Annotated in this window: 4 protein-coding genes; 3 read left to right on the top strand and 1 reads right to left on the bottom strand. The window is 62.8% G+C overall.

Annotation, left to right across the window (positions count from 1 at the left end):
- A partial coding sequence (gene modC / locus EN884_RS29855; RefSeq protein ID WP_128360911.1) for a molybdenum ABC transporter ATP-binding protein occupies positions 1-978 on the top strand: 978 nt, incomplete at its 5' end.
- Positions 979-1,058: 80 nt separating this feature from the next.
- Positions 1,059-1,400 (top strand): winged helix-turn-helix domain-containing protein, encoded by a 342-nt coding sequence (locus tag EN884_RS29850; RefSeq protein WP_063168278.1) that lies wholly within the window; start codon positions 1,059-1,061, stop codon positions 1,398-1,400.
- A gap of 126 nt (positions 1,401-1,526) precedes the next feature.
- Here the strand turns inward: EN884_RS29850 and cobF are convergent, their stop codons facing one another.
- The gene (gene cobF / locus EN884_RS29845) at positions 1,527-2,303 is read right to left on the bottom strand and encodes a precorrin-6A synthase (deacetylating) (RefSeq protein ID WP_013531027.1); all 777 of its coding nucleotides are present in this window, start codon (positions 2,301-2,303) and stop codon (positions 1,527-1,529) included.
- 204 nt (positions 2,304-2,507) lie between these two features.
- On the opposite strand from cobF, the gene EN884_RS29835 reads away from it, so the two are divergent.
- Entirely contained in the window at positions 2,508-3,509 is a 1,002-nt protein-coding gene (locus EN884_RS29835) for a DUF4424 domain-containing protein (RefSeq protein ID WP_128360910.1), read from the top strand.
- Positions 3,510-3,521: the final 12 nt, after the last annotated feature.

Here is a 3,521-nt window from a genome sequence, read left to right as displayed (position 1 = left end):
GGGCTGATCCGGCCCGACAAGGGACGCATCGAGGTTGACGGCCGTGTGCTGGTCGATACCGGTGCCGGCATTTTCGTGCCGAAGCACAAGCGCCGCATCGGCATGGTGTTCCAGGACGCAAGGCTGTTTCCGCATTTGAGCGTTGCCGGCAATCTTCGCTACGGCCGCTGGTTCACGCCGCCGGCGGAGCGCTACGCCGATATCGATGCCGTCGTCGACCTGCTCGGCATCGGGCCGCTCATGAACAGGCGGCCGGCAAAGCTCTCAGGTGGCGAGAAACAGCGTGTGGCGATCGGCCGGGCATTGCTTGCCAGCCCCAGACTGCTGCTCATGGACGAACCGCTGGCCTCGCTCGACGAGGCGCGCAAGGCCGAAATCCTGCCCTATGTCGAAAGGCTGCGCGACGAGATCAAAATCCCGATCGTCTATGTCAGTCATTCGGTCGCCGAAGTGGCGCGGCTGGCCAGCGACGTGGTGATGCTGGCGCAGGGCAATGTCGTTGCCAGCGGGCCGACCGAGGCGGTGATGCAAAGGCTCGACCTGTTGCCGGCGGAGGAGCGCGGTGAGGGCGGCGCCGTGCTGGACACCAAGGTGCTGCATCACGACGAGAGTTTCGGCATGACCGTGCTCGGCTCGGCTGCGGGCGAGCTCCGGGTGCCACAGCTGGCGATGAAGACAGGTACGCCGGTGCGCATCCGTATCCGCGCCCGCGATGTGATGATCGCCACCGAAAAGCCGAGGGGTCTCAGCGCGCTCAACATCCTGCCGGGAACCATTACCGCGATGAGCCCCGGCGAGGGACCGGCGGTCGAGGTCGGTATCGACTGCAATGGCGCAACCGTGCTTGCCCGCATCACCGAACAGTCGCGGCAGGCGCTGAAGCTTCATCTTGGCGGCAAGGTTTTCGCGGTGATCAAGACGGTGAGCTTCGATCGGGCGAACACCGGCGCCGGCCTGCCCCCCGAGACGGGTGGATGATCCCGCTATGTCTTTTTGGAATAGCGGTTTCGCCAGGGAGCTTCTAGTATGATGTTGGGATGTGACCGCGGAGAGCAAAGATGCCGTCGCTGAGCTTGCGGATAAATCTCGATCCCGACGGGCGCGTCGGGCCGGGCAAGATCAAGCTCCTGGAACAGATCGCCGCCTTCGGCTCCATCTCGGCCGCCGCGCGCGGCATGGAGATGTCCTATAAGCACGCCTGGGACCTGGTCGAGGACATGAACCGGGTATTCGGCAAGCCGCTGGTGGCGGCACAGACCGGCGGCCGCAAGGGCGGCGGCGCACAGTTGACGGCGGTCGGCCTGGCAGTGGTCAGCCGCTTCCGCGCCATCGAGCGCGCGGCGGCGGCCGCGGCAGCGACGCATATGGAGGCGTTGCAGGCGGAGATTGAGGCTGGGTGAGGGAGTAGGGCAGTAGGGCAGTAGGGCAGTAGGGCAGTAGGGCAGTAGGGAGGCATTCGCGTGCTGTCTTCCAACACAAAACGTCATTCACCTACTCCCCTACTGCCTTACTCCCCTATTGCCTTCCTATTCGGGCTTGCGCAGCAAATAGCTGTCCATGATCCAGCCCTTCCGCCGACGAGCTTCCTCTCGAACTTTTTCGATCTTTGCGCCGATGTCACCGATCCTGCCGGAGAGGGTGATCTCGTCTTCCGTTCCGAGATAGGCGCCCCAATGGATGACGACATCCTTGTCGGCCAGCGTGTTGAAGGCGCATTTGCCGTCCAGCAGGACGACCGCGCTGCCGGCATTGTCCGGCATGCCTTCTTCGGTCAGGCGGCGGCCGGTGGTAATGAGGACGGAATCGCCGATGCGGTTCAGCGCCATCTTGTGGCTGGCGGCAAGTGCCTGGACGGCGGTGATGCCGGGGATGACCTCAAGCTCGAACGCCACATCGCCTCGCAGGCGCACGCGCTCAAGGATGCGCAACGCGCTGTCATAGAGCGAAGGGTCGCCCCAGATCAGGAAGGCGCCGCAGCCGTCGCCTGCAATCTCGTCGCGGATCAGGCCTTCGTAAATGGCGGCGATGGCTTCATGCCAGTCATCGACGGTCGAGCGGTAGGAGGGCGCCGGCCCATCTTCTACCGGGAGGTCGCGCACCGGCACGTCGAATTCGACGCGCCGCGACTTCGGATTGGTGACGAAGCGGTCGCAGATCTGACGGCGCAGTTCGGCCAATTCATTTTTTTTCGCGCCCTTGTCGGGAATGAACAGCACATCCGCCTGGTTCAGGCCTGATATGGCCTGAACGGTCATGTGGTCGGGATTGCCGGCGCCGATGCCGATGACGAGAAGCTTGCGCATGGGCGAACTCCTGCCCGATCGGAACCCGTTAGTCCAGACCGCGCTGGCGCGTGTCCAGACCGCGCTGGCGCGTGTCCAGACCGCGCTGGCGCGTGTCCAGACCGCAGTCCATCTCCCTTTGGTGCGTCCGCGGATACGGAAGGGCTTTGAACGCCACATTGAAACGGCTAGGGTCCTGCAGGCATTCCAGCCGAGGGGGCTTCCATGTTGCGATATGTTCTGACCGCCGTGCTGGCCTTGTCGTCCGCACCCGCTTTCGCCAATGATTCGGTTGCCGAACTTGGCACCGGCGGCCTGATCCTGTCGCGCAGCGATGCCGTGGCGATGCAAAGCGAGGACCTTTTCATCTCGCCGGAAAAGGTCACGGTCGACTATGTCTTCCACAACAACACCGATCAGGATGTCCAGGCCATCGTCGCCTTCCCGATGCCCGACATATCGGGCAATCCCGAAGAAATCCCGGCGATTCCTGAAAATCAGAGCGATAATTTCCTCGGTTTCGAGGTGACGATCGACGGTGTCGCCGCAAAGCCGCAGCTCGAGCAGAAGGTGTTGGCGCTCGGCATCGACATCAGCGCTGAGCTGAAGGCGCAAAACGTGCCGTTCTATCCTTTCGGCGATGCGGCGAAGGCGGCGCTGGCGAAGCTGCCGCAAGCGGTTGTCGATGACTGGGTCAACCGCGGCATCATCATCGAGGACACCGGCAGCGACGGCACCGAGACGAGCAAGGTCTACACCCCGTTCTGGCAATTGCGTTCGACCTACTGGTGGCGCTCGACCTTTCCGGCCAACAAGGACGTCCATGTTTCCCACCACTACAGACCGAGCGTCGGCGGCACGTCTTCGGTCAGCTTCTTCTACGACGGCAAATTCCAGGGTCAGTATGCGGCCTACAAGACCCGGTATTGCATGGACGGCACATTCGAAAATGCGGTGCGCAAGGCGGCCAAGGACGACCCTGACGGCTACCCCAAATATTTCGAGAGCCGCATCGCCTATATCCTGACCACCGGCGGCAACTGGGCTACGGGCACGATCGGCAAGTTCAAGCTGACGATCGACAAGGGCAATCCGAAAGCCCTGGTCTCGTTCTGCGGCGACAATGTCAAAAAGACCGGACCGACGACCTTCGAGATGACGGCGGATGATTTCTACCCCGACCGCGACATCGACATCCTGATCCTCGAGCCGACGGGCGAAAATTGATGCATGTCGCAA

The organism is Mesorhizobium sp. M7A.F.Ca.AU.001.01.1.1 (assembly GCF_004022735.1).
GTDB classification, from domain to species: Bacteria; Pseudomonadota; Alphaproteobacteria; order Rhizobiales; family Rhizobiaceae; genus Mesorhizobium; species Mesorhizobium ciceri.
This window is presented reverse-complemented; position numbering and strand designations above follow the sequence as displayed.